This window comes from Aestuariicoccus sp. MJ-SS9, assembly GCF_032586235.1.
Lineage (GTDB): Bacteria > Pseudomonadota > Alphaproteobacteria > Rhodobacterales > Rhodobacteraceae > Aestuariicoccus.
Map to the genome: position 1 here is coordinate 68,751 of NZ_JAWHTD010000011.1, position 25,010 is coordinate 93,760.

22 protein-coding genes are annotated in these 25,010 nt (G+C 68.1%); 8 read left to right on the forward strand and 14 right to left on the reverse strand.

The annotated features are described in order from the left end of the window. The first annotated feature begins 6 nt into the window (after positions 1–6). Genes RXV88_RS10170 through RXV88_RS10180 form a run of 3 tightly spaced genes read left to right on the forward strand, consistent with a single transcriptional unit; the run spans position 7 to position 3,901 of the window. Positions 7–1,518, forward strand: a complete 1,512-nt coding sequence (locus tag RXV88_RS10170; RefSeq protein WP_316292512.1) for an ABC transporter ATP-binding protein — start codon at positions 7–9, stop codon at positions 1,516–1,518. Further along, on the forward strand, positions 1,515–2,630 hold the full coding sequence (locus RXV88_RS10175; RefSeq protein WP_316292513.1) for an ABC transporter permease: 1,116 nt from the start codon (positions 1,515–1,517) through the stop codon (positions 2,628–2,630). The genes RXV88_RS10170 and RXV88_RS10175 overlap by 4 nt, the downstream gene beginning before the upstream one ends. Next, positions 2,627–3,901, forward strand: a complete 1,275-nt coding sequence (locus RXV88_RS10180) for an ABC transporter permease (protein ID WP_316292515.1) — start codon at positions 2,627–2,629, stop codon at positions 3,899–3,901. The genes RXV88_RS10175 and RXV88_RS10180 overlap by 4 nt, the downstream gene beginning before the upstream one ends. A 2-nt stretch (positions 3,902–3,903) precedes the next feature. Here RXV88_RS10180 and RXV88_RS10185 read toward each other — a convergent pair whose 3' ends face one another. Both RXV88_RS10185 and RXV88_RS10190 read right to left on the reverse strand, forming a co-directional pair. Continuing rightward, the gene (locus tag RXV88_RS10185) at positions 3,904–4,566 is read right to left on the reverse strand and encodes a phosphoribosyltransferase (RefSeq protein ID WP_316292517.1); all 663 of its coding nucleotides are present in this window, start codon (positions 4,564–4,566) and stop codon (positions 3,904–3,906) included. Beyond that, entirely contained in the window at positions 4,563–5,297 is a 735-nt protein-coding gene (locus tag RXV88_RS10190; RefSeq protein WP_316292519.1) for a DUF5765 domain-containing protein, read from the reverse strand. The genes RXV88_RS10185 and RXV88_RS10190 overlap by 4 nt, the downstream gene beginning before the upstream one ends. A gap of 146 nt (positions 5,298–5,443) precedes the next feature. On the opposite strand from RXV88_RS10190, the gene RXV88_RS10195 reads away from it, so the two are divergent. After that, entirely contained in the window at positions 5,444–6,181 is a 738-nt protein-coding gene (locus RXV88_RS10195) for a glutathione S-transferase family protein (RefSeq protein ID WP_316292521.1), read from the forward strand. Between the two features lie 73 nt (positions 6,182–6,254). Then, positions 6,255–8,813: an ATP-binding protein gene (locus RXV88_RS10200; RefSeq protein WP_316292523.1), complete on the forward strand. Its 2,559-nt coding sequence runs from the start codon at positions 6,255–6,257 to the stop codon at positions 8,811–8,813. Between the two features lie 138 nt (positions 8,814–8,951). Here RXV88_RS10200 and RXV88_RS10205 read toward each other — a convergent pair whose 3' ends face one another. From RXV88_RS10205 to RXV88_RS10240, 8 genes are all read right to left on the reverse strand, one after another. Next, positions 8,952–10,052 (reverse strand): Glu/Leu/Phe/Val dehydrogenase, encoded by a 1,101-nt coding sequence (locus RXV88_RS10205; protein WP_316292524.1) that lies wholly within the window; start codon positions 10,050–10,052, stop codon positions 8,952–8,954. Positions 10,053–10,056: 4 nt separating this feature from the next. Beyond that, positions 10,057–11,199 carry a dihydrolipoamide acetyltransferase family protein gene (locus RXV88_RS10210; RefSeq protein ID WP_316292526.1) on the reverse strand — a complete coding sequence of 381 codons (1,143 nt, stop codon included), beginning with the start codon at positions 11,197–11,199 and terminating at the stop codon, positions 10,057–10,059. Then, on the reverse strand, positions 11,196–12,176 hold the full coding sequence (locus RXV88_RS10215; protein WP_316292527.1) for an alpha-ketoacid dehydrogenase subunit beta: 981 nt from the start codon (positions 12,174–12,176) through the stop codon (positions 11,196–11,198). The genes RXV88_RS10210 and RXV88_RS10215 overlap by 4 nt, the downstream gene beginning before the upstream one ends. Next, entirely contained in the window at positions 12,169–13,290 is a 1,122-nt protein-coding gene (gene pdhA, locus RXV88_RS10220) for a pyruvate dehydrogenase (acetyl-transferring) E1 component subunit alpha (protein ID WP_316292529.1), read from the reverse strand. The genes RXV88_RS10215 and pdhA overlap by 8 nt, the downstream gene beginning before the upstream one ends. A 187-nt stretch (positions 13,291–13,477) precedes the next feature. Beyond that, positions 13,478–15,091: a hypothetical protein gene (locus RXV88_RS10225; protein WP_316292531.1), complete on the reverse strand. Its 1,614-nt coding sequence runs from the start codon at positions 15,089–15,091 to the stop codon at positions 13,478–13,480. 134 nt (positions 15,092–15,225) lie between these two features. Then, entirely contained in the window at positions 15,226–15,570 is a 345-nt protein-coding gene (locus RXV88_RS10230) for a MerR family transcriptional regulator (protein ID WP_316292532.1), read from the reverse strand. Then, positions 15,567–16,517, reverse strand: a complete 951-nt coding sequence (locus RXV88_RS10235; protein ID WP_316292533.1) for a DnaJ C-terminal domain-containing protein — start codon at positions 16,515–16,517, stop codon at positions 15,567–15,569. Before RXV88_RS10235 ends, RXV88_RS10230 begins: the two co-directional genes overlap by 4 nt. Before the next feature lie 17 nt (positions 16,518–16,534). Then, positions 16,535–16,969: a thioredoxin domain-containing protein gene (locus RXV88_RS10240; protein WP_316292534.1), complete on the reverse strand. Its 435-nt coding sequence runs from the start codon at positions 16,967–16,969 to the stop codon at positions 16,535–16,537. A 245-nt stretch (positions 16,970–17,214) separates the two neighbouring features. Between RXV88_RS10240 and hydA the strand changes: the two genes are divergently transcribed. Both hydA and RXV88_RS10250 read left to right on the forward strand, forming a co-directional pair. Further along, the gene (gene hydA / locus RXV88_RS10245; protein WP_316292536.1) at positions 17,215–18,621 is read left to right on the forward strand and encodes a dihydropyrimidinase; all 1,407 of its coding nucleotides are present in this window, start codon (positions 17,215–17,217) and stop codon (positions 18,619–18,621) included. A 140-nt stretch (positions 18,622–18,761) separates the two neighbouring features. Next, positions 18,762–19,952 (forward strand): pyridoxal-phosphate-dependent aminotransferase family protein, encoded by a 1,191-nt coding sequence (locus RXV88_RS10250; protein ID WP_316292538.1) that lies wholly within the window; start codon positions 18,762–18,764, stop codon positions 19,950–19,952. A 57-nt stretch (positions 19,953–20,009) separates the two neighbouring features. Here RXV88_RS10250 and RXV88_RS10255 read toward each other — a convergent pair whose 3' ends face one another. After that, the gene (locus RXV88_RS10255) at positions 20,010–20,744 is read right to left on the reverse strand and encodes a GntR family transcriptional regulator (protein WP_316292540.1); all 735 of its coding nucleotides are present in this window, start codon (positions 20,742–20,744) and stop codon (positions 20,010–20,012) included. A 135-nt stretch (positions 20,745–20,879) separates the two neighbouring features. Between RXV88_RS10255 and RXV88_RS10260 the strand changes: the two genes are divergently transcribed. After that, entirely contained in the window at positions 20,880–21,647 is a 768-nt protein-coding gene (locus tag RXV88_RS10260; protein ID WP_316292541.1) for a 2-keto-4-pentenoate hydratase, read from the forward strand. Here RXV88_RS10260 and RXV88_RS10265 read toward each other — a convergent pair. From RXV88_RS10265 to RXV88_RS10275, 3 genes are read right to left on the reverse strand one after another with little or no spacing between them, the layout of a single operon-like run. Next, positions 21,621–23,039 carry an amidase gene (locus RXV88_RS10265; protein ID WP_316292544.1) on the reverse strand — a complete coding sequence of 473 codons (1,419 nt, stop codon included), beginning with the start codon at positions 23,037–23,039 and terminating at the stop codon, positions 21,621–21,623. The two genes, RXV88_RS10260 and RXV88_RS10265, sit on opposite strands and share 27 nt — an antisense overlap. 4 nt (positions 23,040–23,043) lie before the next feature. Next, positions 23,044–24,354, reverse strand: a complete 1,311-nt coding sequence (locus RXV88_RS10270; protein ID WP_316292545.1) for a TRAP transporter large permease — start codon at positions 24,352–24,354, stop codon at positions 23,044–23,046. A gap of 58 nt (positions 24,355–24,412) precedes the next feature. Next, positions 24,413–24,967 (reverse strand): TRAP transporter small permease, encoded by a 555-nt coding sequence (locus RXV88_RS10275; protein WP_316292547.1) that lies wholly within the window; start codon positions 24,965–24,967, stop codon positions 24,413–24,415. Positions 24,968–25,010 lie beyond the last annotated feature (43 nt).

The following is a 25,010-nucleotide window of genomic DNA, read 5'->3' on the forward strand; positions in this document are numbered from 1 at the left end:
GCGCCGATGCAGGCCGAGCTGCGCAACATCACCAAACGGTTCGGCGCGACCGTCGCCAACGAGGCGGTCAACCTGACGATCCGCCCCGGCGAGGTGCTTGGCCTGCTCGGCGAAAACGGCGCCGGGAAATCAACGCTGATGAACGTGCTTTGCGGGCTTTATGCGCCCACGGCGGGCGAGATCGTGCTGGATGGCAAGCCGGTGGTCTTCGACGGCCCCGGCGACGCCATCCGCGCAGGCATCGGCATGGTGCATCAGCATTTCATGCTGGTGCCGGTCTTTACCGTCACCGAAAACGTCGTGCTGGGCGAGGAGCCGGTGGGCCCGGTCGATCATCTCGACCGCAAGACCGCCCGCGCCAAGGTGGCCGAAATCAGCGACCGCTACGGGCTGCATGTCGACCCCGGCGCGCTGGTCGAAACGCTGCCGGTGGGTGTGCAGCAGCGGGTCGAGATCCTCAAGGTGCTGTTCCGCTCGGCCGATGTGCTGATCCTGGACGAGCCCACCGCGGTGCTGACCCCGCAAGAGGTGGACGAGTTCTTCAAGATCGTCCGCGCCTTGCGCGACGCGGGCAAGGCGCTCGTCTTTATCACCCACAAGCTCAATGAAATTCTGGAAATCGCCGACCGGATCAGCGTGATCCGGCGCGGCAAGATCGTGGGCGAGGGCGATCCCAAGCAGATGACGCGCCAGGATCTGGCCGAGATGATGGTGGGCCACCCCGTGGATTTCAGAATCAAGCGTGCCGAGTTCGCGCCGAAAGAGGTGATCCTCGACGTCAGCGGCCTGACCGTTCTGCGCGCCAACCGCGAGGTCGCTGTCAACGACGTGTCGCTGAACGTGCGCAGCGGCGAGATCGTCGGCATCGCCGGGGTGCAGGGCAACGGCCAGTCCGCGCTGATCGAGGCGCTTACCGGCCTGCGGCCGGTGGCGGCGGGCCGCGTCACCTTCGACGGCACCGACATCACCCACGCCAGCGTTCGCGCGCGCCACGCCATGGGCATCGCGCATATCCCCGAGGATCGCCAGCGCCGGGGGCTGATCGTCAATTTCACCGTGGCCGAGAACATGGTGCTCGACAGCTATTACGACCGGCGCTTTTCCGGCGGGGCCGCCATCGACTGGGCGCGGGTCAGGCAAAGCACCGCCGAGGTGGTCGAGGCCTATGACGTGCGCACCCAGTCGGTCGCCTCCGCCGCCGGAACGCTGTCGGGCGGCAACCAGCAAAAGCTGGTGGTGGCGCGCGAGCTCAGCCGCGACACAAGGCTGGTGATCGCGGGGCAACCGACGCGGGGGCTGGATGTGGGCTCTATCGTCTATATCCACGAGCGGCTGATCGCAGCGCGCGACGAGGGCGACGGCATCCTGATGGTGTCGTCCGAGCTGGACGAGATCCTGGCCCTGTCAGACCGCATTCTGGTGATGTTCAAGGGCCGCGTCGTGGCCGAGTTCGACGCCTATGCCGAGGATACCGACAAACGCCGGATCGGCCTGGCGATGGCGGGGGTGGCGGCATGAGCGCGGCGATGGACAAGGCCATGCATGGCCGCTTGCTGGGCCGGACCGAGGTCGAGGATCTGATCATCGTTCCGCTTTTCGCCTTCATAGCGGCGCTGGCGCTGGGCGCGCTGACCATGCTGGCGACCCGGGTCGATCTGGCGACCATCGGGCAATCCTATGTGGCGTTGCTGCACGGCTCGGTCGGATCGCTGAACGCGCTGTCGGAAACCCTGACCGCCGCCACGCCGCTGGTGCTGGCGGGGCTGGGGCTGGCGCTGGGGTTTCGCGCGGGGCTTTTCAACATCGGGGCCGAAGGGCAGATCGTGATCGGCGGACTGGCCTGCGTGATCTTCGCCTTCAGTTTTGACGGGCTGCCCGGGGTCATCCTGATGCCCGCGTCGCTGCTGGCGGGGGCCCTGGCCGGGGCGTGCTATGCCTCGATCGCGGGCTATCTGCGCGCGGCCACCGGCGCGCATGAGGTCATCTCGACCATCATGCTCAATCTCATCTCCTACCGTCTGCTCGATTACGCGCTGCGGCTGCCTTACGTGCAGAAGGAAGGCCGCGCCGACCCGATCTCGAAATCCGTGCCCGAGGCGGCCGAGCTGCCGCGCCTTCTGACCGCGCTCGACCCCAATCTGCGGGTACATGCGGGGGTCTTTCTGGCGCTTTTGGCGGTGGCTCTGGTCTGGTGGCTGCTCTTCCGCGCCAAGCTGGGGTTCGAGTTCCGCGCAAGCGGCGAAAACCCCGATGCGGCGCGCTATGCGGGCATGAACGCCGGGCTGATCATCGTGCTGGCCATGGGGCTGGCGGGCGCACTGGCGGGGCTGGCGGGCGCCAATCAGGTGATGGGCGTGCTGGGCCGCGCCACGCCGGGGTTTTCGGCGGGCATCGGCTTTGACGCCATCGCGGTGGCGCTGCTGGGCCGGTCGCACCCGGTGGGCGTGCTGCTGGCCGGACTGCTCTTTGGCGCGCTCGAGGCCGGAGGGCGGCAGATGCAGGTCGAGGCGGGCGTCAGCATCGACCTCATCGGCATCATTCAGGCGCTGATCATCGTCTTCATCGCGGCCCCGCTGCTGGTGCGGGCGCTCTTTCCCTGGGGCTTCCGCCGCAAGAGGGCCGGGTCATGACCGCGCTGAGCGATCCGCCCCATGCCGCCCCGGCCACCCCGGTCGATCCACGCGCCGCGCGGCAGTCGCGGGTCACCGGGCTGATCCTGCTGGCGCTTGCGGCGGCGGTGGCCTTCTGGTTCGCGCCGGGGGCCGAGGCCCCCGCCACCTTCCGCATCTCGCGGCCCGGAGACGCGCTTTTCGTGCCCGACCTCATCGTGCCCGCGGGCGCGTTTCTTTATGCCGCGACGGGGCTTCTGGCCTTTCTGGGCGCGCGGCAGTTCCTGCGCGGCGGCGCGCGCTGGTCGTCGCTGTCGCTGGCCGCGGGGCTGATCCTGGCGGTGGCGGCGCTTTTGGTCTGGGCCACCTCGGGCAAGGCGTTTTCGCTGACCGGCATGATGCAGGCCACCATGGTGCGCGCCGTGCCCATTGCCCTGGGCGGCATGGCCGGGGTGCTGAGCGAACGGGTCGCCGTGGTCAACATCGCCATCGAGGGGATGCTGCTGGCCGGGGCCTTCACCGGGGCGCTGATCGGATCGGTGCTGGGGGGCGTCAGCGGGCTGTTCGCCGCCGTCGCCGTGGGCGGGCTCTTCGGCTTTATCCTGGCCGCGCTGGTGGTGACTTACCGGATGGACCAGATCATCGCCGGGGTGGTGATCAACCTCTTCGTGCTGGGTCTGACATCCTATGTCAGCAGCCAGGTGTTTCAGGAATACCGCGCGCTCAACAACGCGCCGGTGTTCCGCCCGATCAAGGTCCCCCTGCTGGGGGACATTCCGCTGATCGGTCCGATGCTGTTCAACCAGAACATATTCGTCTACGGCGCCCTGATCATGGCGGGGGTGGCGACCTATTACCTCTTTCACACCCGCTATGGCCTGCGCGCGCGGGCGGTGGGCGAACACCCGCGCGCCGCCGACACGCTGGGCATCAACGTCTACCGCACGCGGTATATCAACGTCACCATGGCGGGGATGGTGGCGGGCTTTGGCGGGGCGTGGTTCACGCTGGGCTCGGTCGGGCGGTTCGACGAGAACATGACCGGAGGGCGCGGGTTCATCGGGCTGGCGGCGATGATCTTTGGCCGCTGGCACCCGGTCGGCGCGCTGACCGCGGCGCTGGTCTTTGGCTTTGCCGATGCGATGCAGCAGAAGCTGGCGCTGTTGCAGACGCCGATCCCGTCAGAGTTCCTGGCCATGGCGCCCTATATCGCCACGATGATCGTGGTGGCCGGGCTGGTGGGCCGCGCGCGCCCGCCTGCGGCGGACGGCAAACCCTACGTAAAGGAATAGGCTCAGCCGTTTTGGTCCGGCGTGGGCCGGGCCAGATCGTCGATCAGGCGCATCACCTCGGCATCGCTGGTCTGCGAGAAATCGCGGTATCCCTGACCCACCGCGTAGAACCGCGCGGGCGTCTCGAGGCAGATCACCTCGTCGGCGAGGGCCCTGAGCTCTTGCAGGCTGTCCTCGGGCCCGATGGGCAGGGCGACAATCAGGCGCTTGGGCTTGCGCGCGCGCAGGGCCCGCAGGCTGGCGCGCAGGGTGGCCCCGGTGGCGACGCCGTCGTCGACGACCACCAGCGTCTTGCCCGACAGCGCCGGCTGCGCCTTGTCGCCCAGATAGGCCGACCGCCGCCGGGCGATCTCGGGCAAGAGAGCGCGGCCCATCTCGGCCACCTCCTTTTCGCCGATCCCCAGATTGCGGGCCAGCGGATGGTTGACCTCGACCAGCGGGTCGGGGCCGTCGACGATCGCGCCAAGCGCCAGCTCGGCATGGCCGGGCGTGCCGATCTTGCGCACGAACACCAGATCGAGCGGCAGACCGCGCGCCCGGCAGATCTCGGCCGCCACGGGCACACCGCCCCTTGGAAGGGCGATCACCACCGTGTTTTCGGGATCGAGCGGCGGCAGCGCCTGGGCCAACCTTTGCCCGGCCTCCTTGCGGTTCTTGAAGATCATGTCGCGCCCTCCACCTGTCGACCCCACCATGTCCGCGTGCTGGCCACGCGCCTTACGGCCGGGCTGAGCGCGACCAGCAGGATCATGATCGAAAAGAGACACCAGACCGCCGGCATCTCGTTGAGATTGTCCGTCAGCGCATGGGCCAGGACCGGCCCGGACAGCAGATGCATCCCCACGAACCGCCAGGCTCCGTAGAGCAGAGGCACCACAAACACCGCGATCATGTAGCTGGGAAAGGCGGGCCTGATCCCCAGCGCGTCCTCAAGCGGCAGCGTCAGCCCGTTGTAGGGAATGTTCCAGGCGATGTGCCAATCGCCCGACACGGTGCAGAGCGCCTCGGCACAAAGCGCAAAGCCCGGGCGGCAGGGGCCGACCCCCGGCGGCGGCGCGACCTGCGCCAGCATGACGGCCGTGGCCAGCGCCGCCGCCCCCAGCGCCCAGACCCGCGCCCGCGCGCGCACCGGTGCGGGCACCAGTTCCAGCGCGAAGGCGTTGATGAAGAGCGGCTGAAAGGCGATGTGCAGATAGGACAGCCACGTCACCGCGCGGTTTGCGGGCGTGCCGCATTGGTCGATGACGGCGTATCCGGCCAGCTGCAACACCTCCATCAGGGTGAAATAGCCCAGCGTCAGCCAGATCGCCGGCGGATGGCCCCGCATCCGGCTGGCCACGGTCGCGGCTCCGCCGACGGCGGTCATCGCAACGGTCGCTTCGACGCTCCAGCACATGGGGATCGGCGCTCCTTTCCCAACGACCCTACGCGGTTCGCGCGTGGCGCGACTTGATACGGCTCAAGCCGTCGCAGCGGTACAGACAAGCCTGCCCGCGCCGAAGCGGCTTCATTTTCGAGGGGCAAAGGGCTAGGCTGGGGCCCATGTCGCTGCCAATCCTCTACGATCACGCCGGGTCGATCTGCTCGCAGATGGCGCGTCTCGCGCTGGTGGAAAAAGCCGTGCCGTTCCAGCGCCGCCCGGTCGACATCATGGACACCAACGAACAGTTCGAACCGTGGTACGTGGCGCTCAATCCCAAGGCCGTGGTGCCGACGCTGGTGATCGGCAACAAGGTCGTCACCGACACCATCCGGATCGTGAACCGGGTGCAGAGCATGGACGGCCCCGACTTGTCGGGGGACGCCACCACGCAGGGCTGGCTGAAGGACATCATGGCGCCGCATTACGGTGTGCTGCTTTACCGCAACCGGCTGGATCCGGACGGCACCGCGCCGCAGATCGTGGCGCGGGGGAAATTGCTGAAGGCGCTTCTTCGGCAGCATCCCGAAATGGCGGACCTGCTGGAGGGCCGGATCGCGGGCAACCGGCGGTTTCAGGCGCTCTTGCGCAACCCCGAAGAGATCGAGACGCATCTGGCCTCGACCCGGACGCTGATAGACCGCATGGCGGCGGCGGTCGCGGATCAGCCCTTTATCGCCGGGCCGGCCTATTCGGTCGCCGATTGCTTTGCCACGGCAGCGCTGGCGCGTTTCCGGATACATCGGCTGACGGAGTGGTGGCGCGGCACCGCGCTCGAGGCCTATTACGACCGCATGAGGGCCCGGCCGAGTTTCGAGGCGGCCGGGGTCATCGACACCGGCAGCGAACGCGATATCTGACGCCGGCGCCGAAACCGGGCCGCGCACCGGCCTAAAATCTTAGCCGTATTTGCATATTTCCAAGCCCGCCGCCTTGGCGCAAAATCAAACCGGAGGCGTCTGCGAAATTTGGGCCCCTCAGGGCGGCGGATGGAGTGGCCCGGTCGTTGCACGGGCCGGAAGAGAGGACCCCATTATTGCAAATGCGGGAGGATACGGGGCGCGAAACGGCGTCGGTCACGACGGAGAGGCCCGGCTGCGGCTTCTTCTCGGGCTGTCGGATGCGATCAACGCGCTGGCCGACCCTTCCGAGATCACGCAGGAGGCCTCGCGTCTTCTGACCGAGCATCTTGACGTCGACCGCGGATATTACGTCGAGCTGGACGAGGCCGCCGGCACCGGGGTGGTCATGCGGGATTTCGTGCGCACCGACGTGCCTTCGCTCGCAGGCGACTATGCGCTGGATGAATTCAAATGGTCGATCGACAGCCTGCGGCGCGGCGAATGCCTTTTTATCACCGATGTCGGTGGCTCTTCAGCTTTGTCCGGCACGGAACGCGCGGCGCTGCTCGGCATTGGCATCGTCGCCATCATCGGCGTGCCGCTCATCAAGCAAGGGGCGTTGGTCGGGGCCTTTTGCGTGACCACCTCGCGGCCGCGGGACTGGACGCCCGGAGAGGTGTCGGTCTTGCGGGACGTTGCGGACCGCATCTGGGCCGCGATCGAAAAGGCGCGCGCCGAGGCGTCGCTGCTGGAAAGCGAGACGCGGCACAGGGCGCTGGTCGATTCGATGGACGAAGCGGTCTGCGTCTTCGAACGCCTGCCGCTGCGCCCCGACGGGCTGCGCGACTATCGCTATGTCTCGATGAACCCCGCGATGCAGAAGATGTTCGGCATCCCGGATCTGAGCGGCCAGTCAATCCGCGACAATTTCCCCGACGAGGCCGAGACGTGGTACGACGATTACGACCGCGTGCTTGAGACCGGCCAGCCGCTCCGGATCGAGCGCGCCTCGGATCCGCAGGACATGGTGCTCGACATGTTCGTGACGCGCATTGACGACGGCAGGAACACCCGCCTGCTGGCGGTGATCCGGGATATCTCGGCGCAGCGGCGGGCCGAAAGGGCCTTGCGGAAAAGCGAGGCGCGCCTTCGCGCCCTGGTGAACGCCAGCTCGGTACTGATCTACAGCCTGAACCCGGATTGGAGCGTTCTGAAACGGCTGGACGGGCAGGGCGTTCTTATGGACACCTCCGAACCGCGGCAAAGCTGGGTGAACGACTACATCGACCCCGAAGACCAGGACATGGTCCTCAAGGCCGTGCAAAAAGCCATCCGCACCGAACAAATGTTCGAGCTGGAACACAGGATCCGGCGGGAGGACGGCAGCTTGGCCTGGGTGATGTCGCGCGCGGTTCCGATCCGCGGCGAAAACGGCGAGATCGTCGAATGGTTCGGCGCCGCCATCGACGTCACTAGCCACCACCAGGCGATGGAGAGCCTGTCGGAGGCGCAGCGGCTCGAGGTTGTGGGCCGGCTCTCGGGGGCGATCGCGCATGATTTCAACAACCAGCTTCTGGTGATCATGAACAACATTCAGCTGGCGCAGATGAAGACGACAAGCGCCGAGGGGGAAAAATTCCTCGCCTCCGCCATGAAGGCCGCCGAGGTCGGCAAGAGCCTGATCAAGCGGCTGGTGGTCTGGGCCGGCGAAAGCGAGTCGCATCCGCAACGGGTCAATCTCAACACGCTGGTCACAGAGATGAGCGGCATCGTCAGCCGGATGCTGGAGGATCGCATCGCCTTCGCCACCGATCTGGCCGCCGATCTGTGGCCGGTCTCGGTGGATCCGGTCGATCTGGACAATGCGATCCTGAACCTTGCGCTGAATGCGCGGGACGCGACCGCCGATGGCGGGCAGATCAGCCTTGCGACCTCGAATGTGACCTGGGCGCAGACCGACCCCGACCGCCCCCCGGGCGCGCGGCCCGGCGATTACGTCTGCCTGTCCTTCACCGATACCGGCGCGGGCATGACCGAAGAGGTGCAGGCCCGGGCGTTCGAGCCGTTCTTCACCACCAAATCGCAGGGCACCGGCCTGGGATTGTTCAGCATCCGTGACGCGTTCCAAAGGTCTGGCGGGCATGTAACGCTCGACAGCGGGCCGGGGCGGGGGACATGTGTGAAACTCTATATCCCGCGCGCCAGCGACGAGCGGCCCCGCGAAGAAACGCCGCCGTCGACGGGCGTCAGCGCCAGGCCCGCGACCCTGCTGCTGGTCGATGACGATCCGGCGGTGCGTCAGACGGTGCGCCAACTGGTCGAGGCCATCGGCTACCGCGTGGTCGAGGTGACCGACGCCGCCGAGGCGCTTGCCCGGCTTGAGGCGCATGACGATATCCGCATCGTGCTGAGCGACATCTCGATGCCGGGGCCGATGAACGGCCGCGATCTTGCGCGCCATCTGATGACCGAGCGGCCCGACATCGGCGTCATGCTGACCACCGGCTTCAATCTGGGTCCCGACACGGGGGCCGACATCGACCGTGACACCGGCGCCGCGATCCTCCGCAAACCCTACCGGCTGAAGGATCTTGAAGCCGCGCTCGCGCGGCTTCTGCGGTCCCCGCGCAGGCCCTCCGCTCGGCCCTGAGGGCGCAAGACGGCGTCACGGGCAAAGTGCAGCGCGTCTGACGTGTCGTCGATATGCGGGATCGGACGGTGGTGCCGCAGCGACCGGTCCCCGGCAACCAGAGCGGGCGGGTTGCTCCGAGTGCCAAAGCTCGGGGCGTCAGCCGAAACGGCGCAGCGCCATGGCGGCGCGGACCCGCGCCTCGGCCATCTCGTCCGCCGCCGCGCGGGGCATCGCGCCGGTGGCGCGCGCGCGCTCCAGCACCTCTTGCGTGTTGGCGGCGATCTTCTCGGCCACGGCGGCGCGCGCGCCGGATTCGGTGCCGCCATGGTATTCGACCGACGCGCAGATCACACCGCCCGCGTTGGCGATGAAATCCGGCACCACCAGAACGCCCCGGTCGTGCAAGAGCCGTTCGGCGGCCACCGAGGCCGGGATATTGGCGCCCTCCAGCACCAGCCGCGCCTTGATGTGCGGCGCATTCGCCTCGGTGATCACGTCGGGCCGGGCGGCGGGAATCAGGATATCGCACTCTGCGGTGATCGTCCGCTCGGCGCGGTCCGTGGTCGCGCCCGGCAGGTCGGTCACGCTTTGCCCCGCCGCCTTCAGCGCGATCAGATCGTCGACGGGCAGGCCTTTATCGTCGAAGACGGTGCCGCCGCTGTCCGAACAGGCGACGATCCGCGCGCCGCGTTCCGCCAACGCGCGCGCCGCGTGCTTGCCCACCGCGCCGAACCCCTGAATGGCGACCCGCGCCCCGTCCAGACGAATGTCGCAAAAGCGCTCGGCGACCTCGGCGGCGATGCCGAGCCCGAAGCCGGTGATGCCGATCTCGTCCAGCGGGATGCCGCCCAGCACCCGAGGCAGGCCGAGGCTGCGCCCGGTCTCGTCCCGGATCCAGGCCATGGCGGTCTCGTCGGTGCCCATGTCGGGGCCGGGGATATAGCCCTCCTGCTCAGCGATGGCGCGGGCGAAGGCGCGGATCAGCCGTTCCTTGCCGGGCTCTTTCGGGTCGCCGACGATCACCGCCTTGCCGCCGCCGTGCGGCAGGCCCGCCGCGGCGTTCTTGAAGGTCATCGCCCGGGCCAGCCGGCTACATTCTGCAAGCGTCACGTCGGGCGCCATGCGGATCCCGCCGATCGACGGGCCGGCGGCGGTGGTGTCGATCACGACGATGGCGCGCAGCCCGGCGGCGGCGTTCTGCACGAAAACGGTCTTTTCGGGGCCAAACGCGTCTGCAAGCGCAAAGGGGTCGTTCATGCGGTTATTCTTCCGAAGGCGGTGGCGGGGTTTCGAGATCGGCGCGCAGAGCGGCCAGAAAGCGCGCCGCTTCGCCGCCGGTGACGACGCGGTGGTCGAAGGTCAGCGACAGCGGCAGCACGCGTTGCGCCACGGGCTGGCCGCCCTTCAGGATCACCCGGTCGGTCATCCGCCCGGCGCCAAGGATGGCGACCTGCGGCGGGCTGACGACCAGCACCGCATGGGTGCCCCCGAGGGTGCCGAAATTCGACAGCGTGAAGGTGCCGCCCCTCAGCGCCTCGGGCGGGATGGAGCGGTCGCGCACGGCGGCTTTGAGGCGGTTCAGCGACGTGCGGATGTCCGGGTCGCTGTCGGCGTTGCGCAGGACCGGGGTGAAAAGACCGTCGGGCGTGTCCACGGCAATGGTCAGATCGACATGATCGAAGAGCTGACGGCGGTCGCCGTCGAACCAGGCGTTGAGCGCGGGCTCGTCCCTGCAGGCGCTTGTTACGGCGCGGATCAGGCGCAGGGTCGGGTCCTCGGTGGCGGGCCAGGCGTCGATCACGGCGTGATCCATGATCGTGGCGGGCACGACAGCGGCGCGTGACCGCTCCATCGCCCGCGCCATGGCCCGGCGCGCGCCGCGCAGCGCGTCGCCGGGGCCGCGCGCGACGGCCAGAACATCGGCCGAGAGGACCGCGCCGCCGGGGCCGCTGCCCGCGACCCCGGCCAGATCGACGCCCTTGTCGCGCGCCAGCTTGCGCACCGCCGGACTTGCCGCCGGTCTCGGCGACTTGCCGGGATCGCCCGCGTCCGGGCCGCTCTCAGGCGCGATTGCCCCTGGGCCGACGCCCCTTTCGCGTGCGGGTTGCCGCTCCGCCGGTGTCCGGGCTGCGCCCAGATCCCCGACGATGGCGCCTGCGTCCTTGCCGGCCTCGGGGTCGATCTCGGCAAGCGCGCCGCCGGTTGGGACGATGTCGCCGACCGCCGCGATCAGCCGTGTCACGATGCCCGGTCCGGGCGCGGGGATCTCGACCACCGCCTTGTCGGTCTCGACCGACAAAAGCGGCTGGTCCGCCATCACCCGGTCGCCCTCGGACACATGCCAGGCGACGATCTCGGCGTCCGTCAGGCCTTCGCCCAGGTCGGGGAGGGTGAACACGCTCATGCGAAGGTCATCGCGGATCGGACGGCGTCGAGGATGCGCGCGGTCGTTGGCATGTAATGCGCCTCGAGCCGGGGGTAGGGCATCACCGTGTCGTAACCGGCGACCCGGCGGACCGGAGCCAGAAGCGCCGTCAGCGCGTGTTCGGCCAGATCGGCGGCGACTTCGGCCCCGAAGCCCGCGGTCAGCGGGGCCTCGTGGACGATGACGCAGCGGCCGGTTTTCAGGACCGATGCCCGCACCGCGCGCCGGTCGTAGGGTTTGAGTGTGGCAAGGTCGATCACCTCGGCCGCGACGCCCTCGGCGGCCAAAGCATCGGCGGCCTCGAGCGTCTCGGTCACCATCGCGCCCCAGGTCACCAGCGTGACATCGCCGCCCTCGCGCAGAAGAAACGCGGTGTCGAGGGGCAGGGCCGCGCCGTCGTCCGTCACCTCCCCACGCGCCGCGCGGTAAAGGCGCTTGGGTTCCAGAAAGACCACCGGATCGGGATCGCGGATCGCCGCCAGCAATAGGCCGTAGGCCCGCGCGGCAGAGCTGGGGATCACCACCCGCAACCCCGGGATATGGGCCAGCATCGCCTCCATGCTTTCGGAATGGTGTTCGGGGGCCTTGATGCCGCCGCCGTAAGGCGCGCGGAGCACCATCGGGCAGGTCAGCCGCCCCCGCGTGCGGTTGCGTAGCCGCGAGGCATGGTTGGCCAGCTGGTCGATGGCGGAATAGAGAAAGCCCATGAACTGGATCTCGGCCACCGGCCGCAGCCCGTGCGCCGCCGCCCCGACAGCGACCCCGGCGATCGCGGTTTCCGACAGCGGCGTGTCGCGGACGCGGGCAGCGCCATAACGCTGGACCAGCCCGTCGGTGGCGCGAAAGACGCCGCCGTCGATGCCCACGTCCTCGCCAAAGACGATCACGTCCGGGTCGTCCTCCAGCGCGCGGGAAAGCGCGGTGCGGATCGCCTCGATCATGGTCATCTCAGCCATGGCCTGCGTCCTTTGCCTGTGCTTTTAGATCCTCGGGCATGTCCGCGAAGAGGCTTTCGAACATCGCGCGCGCCGGTGCGGGGCCGGTCGCGATGTAACGCTCGGCGGCGGCCTCGACCTCGGCGCGTGCGTCGTGCAAAAGCGCCTCTTCCTCGTCCTTGGTCCAGCCCTGCGCCTCGGTCAGATGGGTGCGCAGGCGGGCGACCGGGTCTTCCTTCCAGTGCGGGCGCACCTCTTCGTCGTCGCGGTAGCGGCGGGCGTCGTCGGCGGTGGTGTGATCGCCCAGCCGGTAGCTTTGGCATTCGATCAGCGCCCCGCCGCCGCCCGCGCGCGCCCGCGCCAGGGCGTGGCCGACCGCATCGCGCACGGCGATGACGTCGTTGCCGTCCACCTGGACGCCCGGGATGCCCGCCGCTACGGCCTTTTGCGCAAGCGTCTGCGCGGCGGTCTGGTCGCGGCGCCGCACCGAGATGGCCCATTGGTTGTTGTTGATCACGAAGACCGCAGGCAGGCGCCAGGCGCCGACAAGGTTCATCGCCTCGTAGAAATCGCCCTTCGAGGTCGCGCCGTCGCCGCCCACCGCAACGGCGACGCCCGCCTCGCCTTTTTGCACCATCGCCAGCGCGACCCCGGCGGCATGGGGAAATTGCGAGGCGACGGGGATGCAGACGGGGAAATCCCGGCGCGGGCCTTGATAGTCGTTGCCGCGCTCGTCGCCGCCCCAATAGAGAAAGAGCTCGTCCAGCGTCACGCCCCGCACCAGCTGCGCGCCGTGCTCGCGGAAGGAGGGCAGGAACACGTCCTCGGCGCGCATGGCGCAGGCGGTGCCGACGGCGACGGCCTCTTGCCCGAGGCTCGAGGCATAGGTGCCCAGCCGCCCGGTGCGCTGCAGCGCGATGGCCTTCGCGTCGAAGGCGCGGGTTGTCACCATGGCGGTGTACATTGCCACCAGCGCGGCCCGGTCCCCGGCGAAATCGGGCAACGGTTTCAGCGCTTGGCCCGAGGGGTCCAGAAACCTGGCGACCGGGGCGGCCCGCGATTGCGCCGGGTCCTGCCCGGATTGCGGATCGGCGCGCCCCTGCGCCGCGCCTGATGTCGGGTCGTTGCCGGCCATGCCGCCCCCTCGCCGGGGCCAAGCCGCCCCGGGATGCCATTGCGAATGCTCTTGAGGTCGAAGGGTAACGCGGGAACGCGGCGGGGAATTGACTTAAGGCAAAAGCGCCGGATTTGCGTGGCTCGGGACGGCGTTCGAAGCCGGGGCGATCCGGGGGCCAAAGCCCCCGGGCCTCGTTGGCCTTGGCCTATTGGCGTCCGAAGCGGGCGGGCAGGTCCTGACCGATCCAGGCCTCCATCGCGAGATCGCTGGCGCGCGCCTCGCTCTCGGCCCAGGCCTCGGTCGCGTCGGTGCCCGCGCGGGCGGCGCGCTGGTCGATCTCTTCCAGCAGCGCGGAGCCTTCGGCATCCCCGGCGGCCTTGGCGATCATCGCCCACATGGCCGCGATCATGTAATTCCTGGGCTGCCCGGTGCCGGTCAGCCGGGCGCGTGCCTCGGCCTTCACCGCCGCCACGCTGTCCAGCGGGTCGAGAGGATGCGGCCGGTCGCCCTGAACCTCGGCCTGCACGCTCAGGATGTCGGCGAAAGGCAGGCTGCGTTCCAGCCGGTCGAGCCGCGCCATAGCGCCTTCGGCCCCGTTCGCCGCCGCGATCAAAGCCCAGCCATAGGCGTTCCTGGGGTCGCGCGGTTCCAACGCTTCGGAAAGCGCCGAGGCGGCGGCGATATCGCCGTCGCGGGCGAGGCCCACAAGCAGCCCTATCCCTGCATTGACGCTGCGCGGCGCGCCGACGCCGGTGACCAGCGCGCGGCCCACCGTCAGCTTCTCGTCTGCCGACAGGTCGGTCTCTTCGGCGGACAGGGCCCGGCGAATGGTGTCGGCGGGAAGCGCCTTGGTCGCCGCCGACGGCACCAGCGAGACGCGCGGCGCGAGAACGTTGAAGACCTCTGCCGGTTCTTCCTCCCAATAGACGAAATCGAGGTATTGCGGGTTGTCCGGGTCGATCTGCGTCTCAAGCACGAGCCGCTGGGGGGCGGCCAGAAAACCGCCCCAGGCCGTGGCCGCCGCCGCGATAAAGCCTTGCTGCGCGTCGGTTAGCGGGGGCGGCGCATCGCCCGGCTCGGCGCCGGCCCGGTTCATGTCGGTCAGCATCTGGCTCAGCATCCCGGTGACCGCATCGGGTGCGGCGGCGGGATCGGTCAGGGACGGAGGCAGGATGTTCGACACCTTGTCCCAGACGCCGAGGTTTTCCACCGACAGGACCGCCGAGTTTAGGAAGGCGACGGGCTCGGGCTCTTCCATATCCTGCGATCCGTCGAACCAGAAGTAATCGAAATCCGCTGCCAGATCGACGGCCATGAGGCCGTCGGCGACCACATGCGCCCCGACCCGCGCGCCGGCGGAGGGGATGTGGTAATCCACGGAAATCGTCGCATGGGGCACGGAGGGTTCGGCAAGCTGGAGCATGGCGAACATCGGCCAGCTGTCCGGCGGAAAGCAGGCCCGGTGGGTCTTTACCCCGTAAAGGCTGGCGCGGAGCCGCAGGTTGTCGATGTCCCCCGCCGGGGCCGAGGTCAGGACGACCCGGTCGACAGAGACCTTGCAGGCCCCCTCGTCGTCCCAGACGGGCAGCGGGTAAAGCTCGAGCTCGGTTAGCACGGCGCGGCCGGCCAGCATATCCACGGTAAGCGCCTGATAGGTCAGGTCGACCTGTGTGCGGGCTGCCAGGATGCCGTATTGGATCAGCCCTTCGGCAATACGGTCCGGGTCGAACAGATCGAGCCAGCTTTGGGCCTGTGCAGAGGCGGTCACCGGCGTGACCGTCAGGGCGAAGGCGGTGAGCAGAGAAAATGGTTTGCGCATGAAAAACCCCCGATGAAAAAAAGGTCAGGGGGCGATGGTACGGCGTTTGCCGGTGTTTGGGCAATGAATTTGGCAGGATTGCCGTCCCGGCCAGCGAACGCAGGCCCAGCCGTGGGGTCAGGCCCGCTGGCGGGTCACCTGTCGCCAGCCCCGTCCGCAGGGTTGCGCAGGGCGGCAAGAACCGCCCGGCGCACCTCGGCGGGCTGGGCGTCGACCGCCTCGGAGATGCGGCGCAGGTCGCGGCGGGTGCGGTGCAGCTGGTCGAGCAGCGTCAGCACCGTCGGCATCGCGTCCGCGGGCAGGCCGATGTCCTTGCGCAGATCGCACAGGAGCCTGAGGCGCGCCATGTCGAGATCGTCGAAGACCGGGCCGCGCGCGCCCTGGGCGGGGCGGACCCAGCCCTGGCGGACCCAGAGCCGCAGCTCGCGCAGGGTCAGGCGCTCGATCCGGGCGATGACTTTGCGTTCGTCGAGGCTCATGTCGCCCTCCTGATGTCAGCGCGCGGGTCGAACGTGGACGTCTCGCGCCAGCGCTCGGCGAGGGCGCGCATCTCGTTGTCGATCTCTTTCGGCAGCACGATCTTCAGCCGGACGGTCTGATCGCCCGCTGTGCCGCCGCGCCGGATGCCCCGGCCCTTGAGCCGCAGTCGCTGGCCCGAGGAGGCGCCCTTGGGGATGGTCATGGAGACAGGGCCGGAAATGGTCGGCACATCGACCTTGGCGCCAAGCACGGCCTCGTCGAAGGTGATCGGCAGCTCGATCTCGACGTCGTCGCCGTCGCGGGTGAAGACGGGGTGCGGTTTGACGCCGATGGTGACCAGCGCGTCGCCCGCCGGGCCGTTCCCCATGCCGGGCGCGCCCTTGCCGCGCAGCCGCAGGGTCTGCCCGTCGCGGATGCCCGCGGGCACCGCGATCTCGATCGACTTGCCGTCGGGCATCGTGACCGCCCGCTTCGCACCGCGCGCGGCATCGAGAAAGTCGACATCCAGATGATACCGCAGATCGGGCCCGCGCGCATGGGCCTCGCGCGCCCCGCCCGCGTGCCGGGCGCGCTGGCCGAAGAGCCCCGCGAAGAGGTCCGACAGGTCCTCGTCCGTGCCCGGCCCGAAGCAATGATCGTAGCCGTGGCCATAGCCCCCGTCATAGCGCGCGCCCGCGTCCTGCCCGGCGTAGTGGTGGTAGAACTGGCGTTCGGGCCGTTCCTGGCCCGATGCGTCGATCTCGCCCGCGTCAAAGCGGCGGCGCTTTCCGGGGTCGCCCAAGAGGTCGTAGGCGGCCGCGACCGCCTGGAATTCGGCCTGCTTGGCTGGGTCGTCGGGGTTCAGGTCGGGGTGCAGGGTCTTGGCCAGCCGGCGGTAGGCCTTTTTGATGGCCTCCTGCGAGTCCGACTTGGACACCCCCAGTATCTTGTAAGGATCGTCACTCATCTTTGGACATCATCCTTTCATTTTCCGGCGCTGGCGCCGACCCAATCCGCGATCTCTTGGGCGGGCGTCACACCTGTTCGACGGCCGATCTCGCGCCCGCCCCTGAACGCGATCAAAAGCGGGATGCCGCGGATGCCGTAACGGCCCCCCGCCGCAGGGAAGGCCTCGGTGTCAAGCTTGGCGAAGCGCGCGACGCCCTGCAAGGCCTGCGCCGCCTTGGCAAACTCGGGCGCCATCATCCGGCAGGGTCCGCACCACGCGGCCCAGAAATCGACGATGAGCGGGAGGTCGTCCATCCTTTCGGCCTTTTTCAGCACGTCCAGAGAGATCTCGACCGGCGCCGCACCCACCAGAGGCGCGCCGCAGGTGCCGCATTTGGGCTTGGCGCGCAGCCGGTCCTGCGGGATCCGGTTCGCCTGGCCGCAGGAGAGGCAAGTCAGTTTGATGTTCATCGGAGAGGCCCCCATACATTCCCGTTCTTGCATATATAGGGGGCCCGTGGGTGGTTGAGAATGGGCAGTTCGGAAATATCCGCAGGGGCAGAGGTTCGGAGTATGGGGTAATTTTGAGTAAAATAAATAACATAAAAACAATATATAACGCGCAATTTGATTTAATATGCTTGCGGTGCTACCGTCGCCGCTGCAAGCGCCGAATCCGGTCCGCCTCGCAAATGACATCAGCAGGGAACCCATCCATGTCCGAATTCGATCTCGTCGTGCGCGGCGGAACCATTGTGACGGCGTCCGACCGGTTTCGCGCCGATCTGGGCATCCGGGATGGGCGCATCGTCCAGATCGGTCACGACCTGTCTGGCGCGCGCGAGGTGCTGGACGCCACCGGCCGGCTGGTCCTGCCCGGCGGCGTCGATGCACATGTCCATCTGGCGCAGCCCACAAGCGACGGCACGATCATGGCCGACGATTTCGACAGCGGCACGCGCGCCGCCGCCGCGGGCGGGTCGACCACCGTTCTGCCCTTCGCGCTGCAGGAGAAAGGCAAATCCCTGCGCGAGGCCGTGCGCGACTATCACGCCAAGGCCGAGGGGAACTGCCATGTGGACGTGGCCTTTCACTTGATCGTGTCGGACCCCACGCCGCAGGTTCTGGGCCAGGAATTGCCCGCGCTGATCCGCGACGGCTATTCCTCGTTCAAGGTCTTCATGACCTACGACGACCTGCGTCTGACCGATGCCGAACTGCTCGACGTGTTCGAGGTCGCGCGGCGCGAAAAGGCGCTGGTCATGGTCCATGCCGAGGGGCACGACGCGATCCGCCACATAACCCGCAAGCTCGAGGCGGCGGGCCAGACCGCGCCCTATTACCACGCCATCGCCCATTCCGAGATCGCCGAGCGCGAGGCCACCCACCGCGCCATCAGCCATGCGCAACTGGTCGATGTGCCCATCGTGATCGTCCATGTCTCGGGCCGCGACCCGATGGAGCAGATCCAGTGGGCGCGCAAACGAGGACTCAGGGTTCATGCAGAAACCTGCCCGCAATATATCGCGCTGACGCGGGACGACCTCAAAGGGCTGAACATGGATTTCGAGGGCGCGAAATACGTCTGCTCGCCGCCGCCGCGCGACACCGCCGCGCAAGAGGCGATCTGGGAAGGGCTGCGGGACGGGACGTTCGACCTTTTCTCGTCGGACCATGCGCCCTTCCGCTATCAGGGCGAGGCCGGCACCGGCAAGGACAACCCCCGCGCCCGCACCTCGTTCAAATGGGTGCCGAACGGCATTCCGGGGATCGAGACCCGCCTGCCGATCCTCTTTTCCGAAGGGGTGTCGAAGGGGCGCATCAGCATCGAGCGGTTCGTCGAGCTGACCGCCACCAACCCAGCCAAGCTGTACGGGCTGTATCCGCGCAAGGGGTCCATCGTCGTCGGCGGCGATGCCGATCTGGTGCTCTGGGACCCGGAAGAGGCGCGGACGATCACCCAAGGCGATCTGCATCACGGGTCCGATTATACGCCCTACGAGGGGATGCAGGTGACCGGCTGGCCGCAGGTGGTGGTGCTGAAGGGCCAGGTCGTCGTGCGCAACGGCGTGGTCGACACCGACGCACGGCGTGGCGGGCATATCGACCGGACGGCGATCTAGGCTGGACGGCTGCGGCCTCTTAGAGAGGTCGCAAGGGTAATCGTCAATAAATCAGTGCGTTACGCTAAAGTTGATTAAATATCAAAATTCGCATAAACTGCTCTCACAAAATCCCTTTCCTGATTCTGGAGACCACAGACATGCGCAGACCCGGACGCCACTTTTTGCAGATCCCCGGCCCCAGCACGGTGCCCGACCGCATCCTGCGGGCCATCGACAACCCGACGATGGATCATCGCAGCCCGGAATTCGGCGACCTGGGCCGCCGGGCGCTGGACGGGATGAAGACGATCTTCGGGACGGAAAGCGACGTGATCATCTACCCGGCCTCGGGCACCGGCGCGTGGGAGGCCGCTTTGGTCAACACGCTGTCGCCCGGCGACCGCGTGCTGATGTGCGAGACCGGCCAATTCGCCTGGCTCTGGCAGCGGCTGGCCAACCGTCTGGGGCTGACCCCCGAAATCATCGAGACCGACTGGCGGCAGGCCGCCGATGCCGACGCCATCGAAGCCCGCCTGCGGGCCGACACCGGGCACGAGATCCGCGCGGTCTGCGTGGTGCACAACGAAACCTCGACCGGCTGCACCTCGGACATCCCGGCGGTGCGGGCGGCCATCGACGCGGCAAACCACCCGGCGCTGCTGCTGGTCGATACGATCTCTTCGCTGGGGTCGGTCGACTATCGCCACGACGAATGGGGCGTCGACGTCACCGTGGGCGGGTCGCAGAAAGGGCTGATGCTACCGCCGGGGCTGTCGTTCAACGCGGTCAGCGGCAAGGCGCTTGCCGCCTCCCAGACCGCCGCGTTGCCGCGCTCGTTCTGGGATTGGGGCGAGATGATCGCGGCGAACAAGACCGGCTATTTCCCCTACACCCCCGCGACCAACATGCTTTACGGCCTGGTCGAGGCCATCGACATGCTGCACGAGGAGGGGCTGGAGGCGGTCTTTGCCCGGCATCGGCGTCACGCCGCCGCCACAAGGCTGGCGGTGGAAACCTGGGGGCTCGAGGTGCTCTGCCGGATGCCCGAGCATTACTCGCCCGTGCTGACCGCCGTCATGATGCCCGAGGGGCATTCTGCCGACGCCCTGCGCGGCATCATTCATTCCCAGCTGAACATGTCGCTGGGCAACGGGCTGGGCCGGTTGCAGGACCGGGTGTTCCGCATCGGCCATCTGGGCGATTTCAACGACCTGATGCTGCTGGGCACGCTTTCGGGGATCGAGATGGGCCTTGTCCGCGCCGGGGTGCCGCACCGCAAGGGCGGCGTGCAGGCGGCCATCGACCTTCTGGCCGATGGCGCGGCTCAGGCCACGACCCGCGCGGCCTGAGCCACGTTTGAAAGCTGACAAAGGCCGGGCCGCAACGCCCGGCCTTTTTGCGTTGGGCTATTGCGCGGCCGTCGCCCCGGCGTCTTCCTTCCACTGCGCGACCAGGCGGCAGGTCTCGTTCCCGGCGCGTTCCAGATGCGTCTGCCAGATGTCCCGGGCGGCCTTCGCGTCACGTTCGCGCAGCGCCTGCATCAGCGCCTCGTGATCGGCCATGGACCGGTCGCGGTGGGGCGTCGTGCCGACCGACAGAAAGCGCGCGCGTTCGACGTGAAAGGCAAGGCTGGTGCGCACGCGTGTCAGATCGGGGTTCTTGGCGGCCTCGACGACCAGATCGTGGATCTGGCGGTTGAGGTCGAAATAGCCGGGCAGATCGCCCGTCTCGTGGCAGTCGCGCATCCGCGCGTGCAGGTCTTCGAGAACCGCCAGCTCATCGGCGGTGATCCGTTCGGCGGCCAGTTCCGCCGCCAGGGATTCAAGCCGCGAGATCACCTCAAAGAGGCTGCGCGTGCCCTCGACCGTGATCTCGGACACCCGCGCGCCGCGGTTGGTGGTCAGCTCGACCAGGTTTTCCTTGTCGAGGATCTTGAGCGCCTCGCGCATGGGTGTCAGCGATACGTCCAGTTCTTCGGCCAGTTCGGACACCCGCACCTTTTCGCCCGGCGCCAGATCGCCGGCCACGATCATCGAGCGGATTTCGCCCGCCACCTGTTCGTGCAGTGGCACCCGGCTGATCGCCTGCTTGCCCCGGCGGTCGACCCGCCTGCGCGGATGGTCCGATCTGCGTGTCTTCATCTGGGTCTCCTCCCCGGCAGATGCGTGGCAACGGCGGCCCGTATCCGCCTGACCTTTCTATGCGAAGCGGCTTGTCGCTGGAAGCGTCAAGATTTATAATTAAAATAACGTTATCATCATGAAAGAAATTATGAAATGAAAAATGATTTTCATGCGCCCGAGGCCCGGACCCTGGCCGACGCCCTGCTGAAGGCCCGTAAGGAGGGGCGCGCGCTGGCTGCCCATGCTTTGCCCGCCACGGTCACAAAGGCCGCCGAGGCCTATCGGGTGCAGGCGCTTGTCGCGCGTGCCTGCGGCCCGGTCGGCGGCTTCAAGGTCGCGAACAAGCCCGACGCCCCGCGCATCATGGCGCCGATCCTTGCGCCGGATATCATTCCCGCCGGGGCGCGGCTGGCGGTGCCCGGCGACGAACAGATCGGCATCGAGCTGGAGGTGGGCTTTCGCATCGACGCCCCGCTGCCCGAGGCGGGCGCGCCCGACCGGCGCGCGGCTATTGCGGGGTGTCTCTCGGCCGTGCCGGTGATCGAGATCGTGCGGACGCGCCTGCCGATGGACGCCCCGCCGATGATGAAGCTGGCCGACAACCAGATCAACGGCGGGCTGGTCGTGGGGCAGGCGGTCAAGGACTGGCAGGGGCTGCGCCTCGGGCCGGTTCAGGCCTGCCTGACCTTTGGTGGCGAGACCGTGCTGGATGGCGACGCCGCAGTGCCCGGCGGCGACGCGTTCGAGAATTTCCTCGTGCTGGAAGAGATGATCGGCGATCACTGCGGCGGGCTGACGCCGGGCCAGGTGGTGATCACCGGTTCCCTGAACGGTCTGCCCTATGTGCGCGGGGGGATGCGCGTCGAGGGCCGGATCGACGGGCTGGGGGCGGTGTCACTCGACCTCGACACCCTTGCCTGACGCGGTGCAGAGCGCGGGCCAACGCCAGCCGGGCCCGCGCCGTTCCAGCGCGCCGGCAAGGCGGATCAGCCGGTCTTCGCCGCCCAGATCGCCGATCAGCTGGCAGCCGATGGGCAGGCCCGCGCGGTCGAATCCGGCAGGCACCGCCAGACCGGGGTGGCCCGAGGCGTTGACCCAGCCGGTATAGATCGCATGACCGCGCGGGCCGACCGGCGTACCGGCGATGGTCTCGGGGTGGGTCTTTTCGGCGGGCCAGGGCTGCGCCGCGGCGGTGGGCATCAGGATGACGTCCCACTGCGCGAAAAGCTGCGACATGGCGGAGCGTAGCGCGCGCACCGCCTCTATCGCATTAAAGAGCGCCGGGGCGGGCAATGCCGCGCCGGCCTCGGCCATCTGCAGGTAGAGCGGCCCGGCCTTGGCGGCCATCTCTGGCAGCCTGTCGCGCAGGGCGGCGAGGCCGATCTGCCCGAAGCTGCCCCAGAACGCGCCCACCGGATCGAGGTCGATGGGCAGGGGGCCTTCGCTGACGTGATGGCCGAGGCCGGACAGCCGGTCGGCCAGCGCGCGATGGGCGGTCAGGATCTCGGCGTCGCAGGGTTTCTCGCCCAGCAGCGGCACCGACAGGATGCGCAGCCCCTCGGCGCTGTCGGGCACGGCTGGCAGGGCGCGCGAGGCGGGATCGCCCCGGTCGGCCCCGGCCAGCACGCGGTAGAGCAAGTCGAGATCGGCACAGTCGCGGGCGAAGGTGCCGATCACCTCGAAATCCAGCAGGATCTGCGGCAGCCCGCCGCCGCGCGCGATGCGCCCGATGCTGGGTTTCAGCCCGTAGAGGCCGGTATGCCCCGCGGGTCGCCGCGTCGAGCCGCCGCCATCGGTGCCGATGGCCAGCGTCGCCAGCCCCGCCGCCACCGCCGCCACCGATCCGCCCGAGGACCCGCCGGGCGTCAGCGCCGGGTCCCAGGGGTTCCGCGTCACGCCGAAACGGGCGTTGGCGGTATAGCCCTCGACCGCGAATTCGGGCGTGTTGGTCTTGCCCACCAGGATCGCTCCGGCGGCGCGCAGGCGGGCGACGGGCAGCTCGTCCGCGCCCGCCACGGTGTCGAACGTGTGCCCGCCCCAGGCCGTCCGCATTCCGGCGACATGCAGGTTGTCCTTGATCGCCACCGGCACGCCGTCGAGCGGCGAGAGCGGCTTGCCCGCCTGCCAGCGCCGCTGCGACGCGCGGGCCTGTTCGGGCAGGTCCTCGGCCAAGGCCACATAGGCGTTCAGCACCGGGTTCAGCGCGGCGATGCGCGCGGTCAGCTCCTCGACGACGGCGACCGGATCGGCGCGGCCGTCGCGGTAGGCGGCCGTCAGATCGGCCGCCCCCAGGGTCCAGAAATCCTGGCGCATGGCCTTAACGTCCGAGCATCGTTTCGGGCAGCCACGTCACGATGCCCGGCACGAAGATCAGCAGGATCGTGAAGAGCACCATGATCAGCGCGTAGGGGATGGCCCCCAGCACCACGTCGCGGAACGGCCCTCCATCGGTGCGCACGCCCTGCACAACGTAAAGGTTCATGCCCACCGGCGGCGTGATCATGCCCAGCTCGCACATCAGCACGATGAAGATGCCGAACCAGATCGGGTCGACGCCCACGGCGGTCACGATCGGCAGCGCCACCGGAATGGTCAGCACCTGCATCGACAACACGTCCATGAACATGCCGAGGAAGAGGTAGAACACGATCAGCGCCATCAGAAGTGCGGCCGGCGACAGCCCGAACGAGGCGACCCACTGGGTCATCGTTTGCGCGATGCCCCCCAGCGCCAGCGTGACGTTCAGCATGAAGGCGGCGGTGATGATCAGCAGGATCATGCCGGTGGTCTTGGCGGTCTGGCGGAAGCAATGGTCGAAGAATTCCAGGCTCAGCTTGCCCTCGCGGGCGGCGAAGGCCAGGGCTGCGACCACGCCCAGGGCGGCGGATTCCGTCGGCGTGGCGATGCCGAAATAGATCGACCCCATGACAACAGCAAAGATGATGGCGGGGGGGATAAGGTGCTTCAGCGCCGCGATTTTTTCCGACAAGGGCACGCGGGGTTCCTCGGAGGCGTCGCCGGTGACCGGGATGAAATAGGATTCCGCCGCGATATAGAGCATGAAGAGAAGCGTCAGCGCGATGCCGGGAATAATGCCCGCGATGAAAAGCTGGCCGATGGATTCATTGGCCAGCGAGCCGTAGATCAGCAGGTTCACCGACGGCGGGATCAAGATGCCCAGCGTGCCGCCCGCGGCCAGCGACCCCAGCGCCTGGCGCGCGCCATAGCCCCGAGCCTTGAGGTTGGGTAAAGCGACCGTACCCACGGTCGCGGCGGTGGCCACCGACGAGCCGGAGGTTGCGGCGAAAAGCGAACAGCAGCCGATGTTGGTGTGCAAAAGCCCCCCCGGCAGCCGGTTCAGCCACAGCGCCAGCGCGCCGTACATCCGGTCGGCGATGCCGCTGCGCAGCAAGAGTTCTCCCAGCAGGATGAAAAGTGGGATCGCGGTCAGGATGTTTTCGTTCTGCACCCCCCAGATCACCGGCCCCATCGAATTCAATAGCGGCCAGCCGAACAGCAGCACGCCGCCCAGCACCCCCAGAATGACCATGATGACCGCAATCGGGAAGCTCATGAGCAAAAGGCCCATCATCCCGAAGAAGCCCGTGAAAACCGATGCTACACCCATGTTATCCTCCCAAGATCCGGGGCCTCGGCCCCGCGTAACGTGATGATCGGAGCGTCGGTCAACGACGCTCCAGATCGCTCATTTCTTCTTCGAGTTCTTCGATGGCCCCCTTGGGGTGGAACTCGGCGCTGACCTGGTCGAGCCGGCCGTTGATGACGTGCACCGTGGCGCGGACGGCCATGTAGATGGCCGACAGCGCAAAGAGGGAAAGCGCTGCATACCAGGCGGCCTGCGGCCAGATCAGCGGCGTCGCCCAAGGCGTCGGCGCGGTCGACCCATAGGCCAGCGTGTCAACGATCACGATGCGGCCCACGTAGAGGATGAAGAGCCCCAGCAGCGCCAGCGACACGATCGACAGCCAGTCCATGATCGCCTGCAACCGCTTGGGAAAGCGCGCGTGCAGCACGTCGATCCGGATATGCGCGCGGTCCACCAGCGCCACGACGAAAGCCAGGCTCGATCCGACGGCCAGCACATAGCCGCCCAGCTCGTCCGCGCCTTCGAAGGAAAAGTTGAACAGTTTCCGCGCCACGGTCTCGACCGAGACGAAGAGCGACAGGGCGACGAGGGCGATCCCGAAAAGCCGTGAGGCCAGTGCGGCGAAGGTTTCCATCTGGGGCGCTCCTGCAAGGTGGCTCAGGGCCGAACGGGGGGAC

Excerpts from the sequence above, each read along its gene's own strand:
- RXV88_RS10270 (WP_316292545.1), bottom strand. The coding sequence starts at position 24,354 with ATGGGTGTAGCATCGGTTTTCACGGGCTTCTTCGGGATGATGGGCCTT.
- RXV88_RS10240 (WP_316292534.1), bottom strand. The coding sequence starts at position 16,969 with ATGAACATCAAACTGACTTGCCTCTCCTGCGGCCAGGCGAACCGGATC.
- RXV88_RS10170 (WP_316292512.1), top strand. The coding sequence starts at position 7 with ATGCAGGCCGAGCTGCGCAACATCACCAAACGGTTCGGCGCGACCGTC.
- RXV88_RS10185 (WP_316292517.1), bottom strand. The coding sequence starts at position 4,566 with ATGATCTTCAAGAACCGCAAGGAGGCCGGGCAAAGGTTGGCCCAGGCG.
- RXV88_RS10225 (WP_316292531.1), bottom strand. The coding sequence starts at position 15,091 with ATGCGCAAACCATTTTCTCTGCTCACCGCCTTCGCCCTGACGGTCACG.
- RXV88_RS10215 (WP_316292527.1), bottom strand. The coding sequence starts at position 12,176 with ATGGCTGAGATGACCATGATCGAGGCGATCCGCACCGCGCTTTCCCGC.
- RXV88_RS10255 (WP_316292540.1), bottom strand. The coding sequence starts at position 20,744 with ATGAAGACACGCAGATCGGACCATCCGCGCAGGCGGGTCGACCGCCGG.
- RXV88_RS10195 (WP_316292521.1), top strand. The coding sequence starts at position 5,444 with ATGTCGCTGCCAATCCTCTACGATCACGCCGGGTCGATCTGCTCGCAG.
- RXV88_RS10190 (WP_316292519.1), bottom strand. The coding sequence starts at position 5,297 with ATGTGCTGGAGCGTCGAAGCGACCGTTGCGATGACCGCCGTCGGCGGA.
- RXV88_RS10230 (WP_316292532.1), bottom strand. The coding sequence starts at position 15,570 with ATGAGCCTCGACGAACGCAAAGTCATCGCCCGGATCGAGCGCCTGACC.
- RXV88_RS10180 (WP_316292515.1), top strand. The coding sequence starts at position 2,627 with ATGACCGCGCTGAGCGATCCGCCCCATGCCGCCCCGGCCACCCCGGTC.
- RXV88_RS10205 (WP_316292524.1), bottom strand. The coding sequence starts at position 10,052 with ATGAACGACCCCTTTGCGCTTGCAGACGCGTTTGGCCCCGAAAAGACC.
- RXV88_RS10275 (WP_316292547.1), bottom strand. The coding sequence starts at position 24,967 with ATGGAAACCTTCGCCGCACTGGCCTCACGGCTTTTCGGGATCGCCCTC.
- RXV88_RS10265 (WP_316292544.1), bottom strand. The coding sequence starts at position 23,039 with ATGCGCCAGGATTTCTGGACCCTGGGGGCGGCCGATCTGACGGCCGCC.
- pdhA (WP_316292529.1), bottom strand. The coding sequence starts at position 13,290 with ATGGCCGGCAACGACCCGACATCAGGCGCGGCGCAGGGGCGCGCCGAT.
- hydA (WP_316292536.1), top strand. The coding sequence starts at position 17,215 with ATGTCCGAATTCGATCTCGTCGTGCGCGGCGGAACCATTGTGACGGCG.
- RXV88_RS10175 (WP_316292513.1), top strand. The coding sequence starts at position 1,515 with ATGAGCGCGGCGATGGACAAGGCCATGCATGGCCGCTTGCTGGGCCGG.
- RXV88_RS10235 (WP_316292533.1), bottom strand. The coding sequence starts at position 16,517 with ATGAGTGACGATCCTTACAAGATACTGGGGGTGTCCAAGTCGGACTCG.
- RXV88_RS10210 (WP_316292526.1), bottom strand. The coding sequence starts at position 11,199 with ATGAGCGTGTTCACCCTCCCCGACCTGGGCGAAGGCCTGACGGACGCC.
- RXV88_RS10250 (WP_316292538.1), top strand. The coding sequence starts at position 18,762 with ATGCGCAGACCCGGACGCCACTTTTTGCAGATCCCCGGCCCCAGCACG.
- RXV88_RS10260 (WP_316292541.1), top strand. The coding sequence starts at position 20,880 with ATGAAAAATGATTTTCATGCGCCCGAGGCCCGGACCCTGGCCGACGCC.